General features: G+C 54.0%; 1 tRNA gene and 2 rRNA genes. All 3 read left to right on the top strand.

Annotated features, from left to right (window positions below):
* The first annotated feature begins 32 nt into the window (after positions 1–32).
* The 3 genes from FHT87_RS30965 (at position 33) to FHT87_RS30955 (ending at position 3,653) form a co-directional block, all read left to right on the top strand.
* Positions 33–2,832 (top strand): 23S ribosomal RNA (locus FHT87_RS30965).
* Positions 2,833–3,060: 228 nt separating this feature from the next.
* Positions 3,061–3,175: ribosomal RNA gene (rrf, locus tag FHT87_RS30960) — 5S ribosomal RNA — on the top strand.
* 401 nt (positions 3,176–3,576) lie between these two features.
* Positions 3,577–3,653: transfer RNA gene (locus FHT87_RS30955), tRNA-Met, on the top strand.
* The last annotated feature ends 1 nt before the right edge of the window (position 3,654 follow it).

Here is a 3,654-nt window from a genome sequence, read left to right as displayed (position 1 = left end):
GCAACGAGATGATGAGCATTGGCAATGAGAACGATTAAGTGTCGTAAGGGCATTTGGTGGATGCCTTGGCATGCACAGGCGATGAAGGACGTGATACGCTGCGATAAGCCGTGGGGAGCTGCGAATAAGCTTTGATCCATGGATCTCCGAATGGGGAAACCCACCTTAAATGCTTGGAAAATCCAAACTGACTGCAAGGTCGGCTTGGGTTTCCAAGCATTGTGATAAGGTATCTTACTTTCGAATACATAGGGGTAAGAAGCGAACGCAGGGAACTGAAACATCTAAGTACCTGCAGGAAAGGACATCAACCGAGACTCCGCAAGTAGTGGCGAGCGAACGCGGACCAGGCCAGTGGCATATAAGATTAAAGCGGAACGCTCTGGAAAGTGCGGCCGTAGCGGGTGACAGCCCCGTACGCGTAGATATCTTGTATGTCCTAGAGTAGGGCGGGACACGTGAAATCCTGTCTGAACATGGGGAGACCACTCTCCAAGCCTAAGTACTCGTGCATGACCGATAGCGAACAAGTACCGTGAGGGAAAGGTGAAAAGCACCCCGACAAGGGGAGTGAAATAGTACCTGAAACCGGATGCCTACAAACAGTCGGAGGGGGCAACCCTGACGGCGTACCTTTTGTATAATGGGTCAACGACTTAGTGTAACGAGCAAGCTTAAGCCGGTAGGTGTAGGCGAAGCGAAAGCGAGTCTGAATAGGGCGATATAGTTCGTTGCATTAGACCCGAAACCGAGTGATCTAGCCATGAGCAGGTTGAAGGTTGGGTAACACCAACTGGAGGACCGAACCCGCATCTGTTGCAATAGATTGGGATGACTTGTGGCTAGGGGTGAAAGGCCAATCAAACTCGGAAATAGCTGGTTCTCCGCGAAATCTATTTAGGTAGAGCGTCTGGCGAATACTCCCGGGGGTAGAGCACTGGATGGGCTATGGGGACTCACCGTCTTACTGATCCTAACCAAACTCCGAATACCGGGAAGTACTACCAGGCAGACACACGGCGGGTGCTAACGTCCGTCGTGAAAAGGGCAACAACCCTAACCTCCAGCTAAGGTCCCCAAGTCATGGCTAAGTGGGAAAGGATGTGAGGATCCCAAAACAACCAGGATGTTGGCTTAGAAGCAGCCATCATTTAAAGAAAGCGTAACAGCTCACTGGTCTAAATAAGGGTCTTTGCGCCGAAAATGTAACGGGGCTGAAGCCATGCACCGAAGCTGAGGATTCCTCGCAAGAGGAGTGGTAGCGGAGCGTTCCGTAAGCTGATGAAGGGAGACCCGTGAGGGCTCCTGGAGGTATCGGAAGTGCGAATGTTGACATGAGTAACGATAAAGAGGGTGAGAGACCCTCTCGCCGAAAGACCAAGGGTTCCTGCTTAAAGTTAATCTGAGCAGGGTTAGCCGGCCCCTAAGACGAGGCGGACACGCGTAGTCGATGGGAACCACGTTAATATTCGTGGGCCTGGTGGAAGTGACGGATCGCACAAGTTGTTCTGGTTTATTGGATTATCAGGGCAGCGGAGCGGTTCCAGGAAATAGCTCCACCGTATAGACCGTACCCGAAACCGACACAGGTGGTCAGGTAGAGTATACCAAGGCGCTTGAGAGAACTATGTTGAAGGAACTCGGCAAATTGCACGCGTAACTTCGGAAGAAGCGTGACCCCATTTTACGCAAGTATGATGGGGTGGCACAGACCAGGGGGTAGCGACTGTTTATCAAAAACACAGGGCTCTGCGAAGTCGCAAGACGACGTATAGGGTCTGACGCCTGCCCGGTGCTGGAAGGTTAAGAGGAGAGGTGCAAGCTTTGAATCGAAGCCCCAGTAAACGGCGGCCGTAACTATAACGGTCCTAAGGTAGCGAAATTCCTTGTCGGGTAAGTTCCGACCTGCACGAATGGCGTAACGACTTCCCCGCTGTCTCCAACATAGACTCAGTGAAATTGAATTCCCCGTGAAGATGCGGGGTTCCTGCGGTCAGACGGAAAGACCCCGTGCACCTTTACTATAGCTTTACACTGGCATTCGTGTCGGCATGTGTAGGATAGGTGGTAGGCTTTGAAGCAGGGACGCCAGTTTCTGTGGAGCCATCCTTGAAATACCACCCTTATCGTCATGGATGTCTAACCGCGGCCCGTTATCCGGGTCCGGGACAGTGTATGGTGGGTAGTTTGACTGGGGCGGTCGCCTCCGAAAGAGTAACGGAGGCGCGCGATGGTGGGCTCAGACCGGTCGGAAATCGGTCGTCGAGTGCAATGGCATAAGCCCGCCTGACTGCGAGACTGACAAGTCGAGCAGAGACGAAAGTCGGTCATAGTGATCCGGTGGTCCCGCGTGGAAGGGCCATCGCTCAACGGATAAAAGGTACGCCGGGGATAACAGGCTGATGACCCCCAAGAGTCCATATCGACGGGGTTGTTTGGCACCTCGATGTCGGCTCATCGCATCCTGGGGCTGGAGCAGGTCCCAAGGGTTTGGCTGTTCGCCAATTAAAGCGGTACGTGAGCTGGGTTCAGAACGTCGTGAGACAGTTCGGTCCCTATCTGCCGTGGGTGTAGGAATATTGACAGGATCTGTCCCTAGTACGAGAGGACCGGGATGGACATATCTCTGGTGGACCTGTTGTCCTGCCAAGGGCATAGCAGGGTAGCTATATATGGACGGGATAACCGCTGAAGGCATCTAAGCGGGAAACCCACCTGGAAACGAGTGTTCCCTATCAGAGCCGTGGAAGACGACCACGTTGATAGGCCGGGTGTGGAAGTGCGGCAACGCATGAAGCTTACCGGTACTAATAGCTCGATTGGCTTGATCGTTCTCATTGACTATGCTCATCGAACAAAGTTCGATGAGCCTGACCTTCTGTCCTCACGCGCCATAGGCGCTGCGGACGGCGCGCCGGACAACCGGCGACGCGCTTTGCGCTTGCGGAGCTTTGCTCCGACGGTGCCTTGCGAAAGGTAGACGTGTTCAAAACTAATCACTGACGACTACTCACTAGTCACTCAGTGAACCAGCTTCTCACACAAGTTGCGCTTCGCTGACCTGGTGGTTATGGCGGGGTGGCTGCACCCGTTCCCTTTCCGAACACGGCCGTGAAACGCCCCAGCGCCTATGGTACTTCGTCTTAAGACGCGGGAGAGTCGGTCGCTGCCAGGTCTGCTAAACGCAACTCGTGAATACGCATGTGCCCGAAGCTGAACAAGCTTCGGAAAGCGACATGCGCAAAATCGACAACAATCTTCTCCAAACGAAACCAACGGCCCATGCCGTCACAAAGGGCCGCTACCACAGCGGCCTTTCGCTTTTTAAGCTTAGAAATTGCTTTAGAAGCAGAGACAATGAACGCGAGACAAATTGCTTCGCAATTTGCTCGGCACAGATCCGCAAAGCGCAAGCGCTTTGCCTAGCCGCGACAAATCCGGAGGATTTGGCGCTGGACGCGGGGTGGAGCAGCCCGTTCGGCCTAAGATCGATCCACCGGATCGATCTCTTAACGGCCTCACCTCGTCAGGCTACGCCTGACATCGCTCCCGGGCACAACGTCCGGAATGAAATATCGCGGGGTGGAGCAGCCCGGTAGCTCGTCAGGCTCATAACCTGAAGGCCGCAGGTTCAAATCCTGCCCCCGCAACCAA

This window comes from Rhizobium sp. BK316, from assembly GCF_014193695.1.
In the GTDB taxonomy this organism is placed as follows: domain Bacteria; phylum Pseudomonadota; class Alphaproteobacteria; order Rhizobiales; family Rhizobiaceae; genus Rhizobium.
The sequence above is the reverse complement of the archived record's forward strand: the minus strand, read 5'-3'. Positions and strand labels throughout refer to the sequence as shown.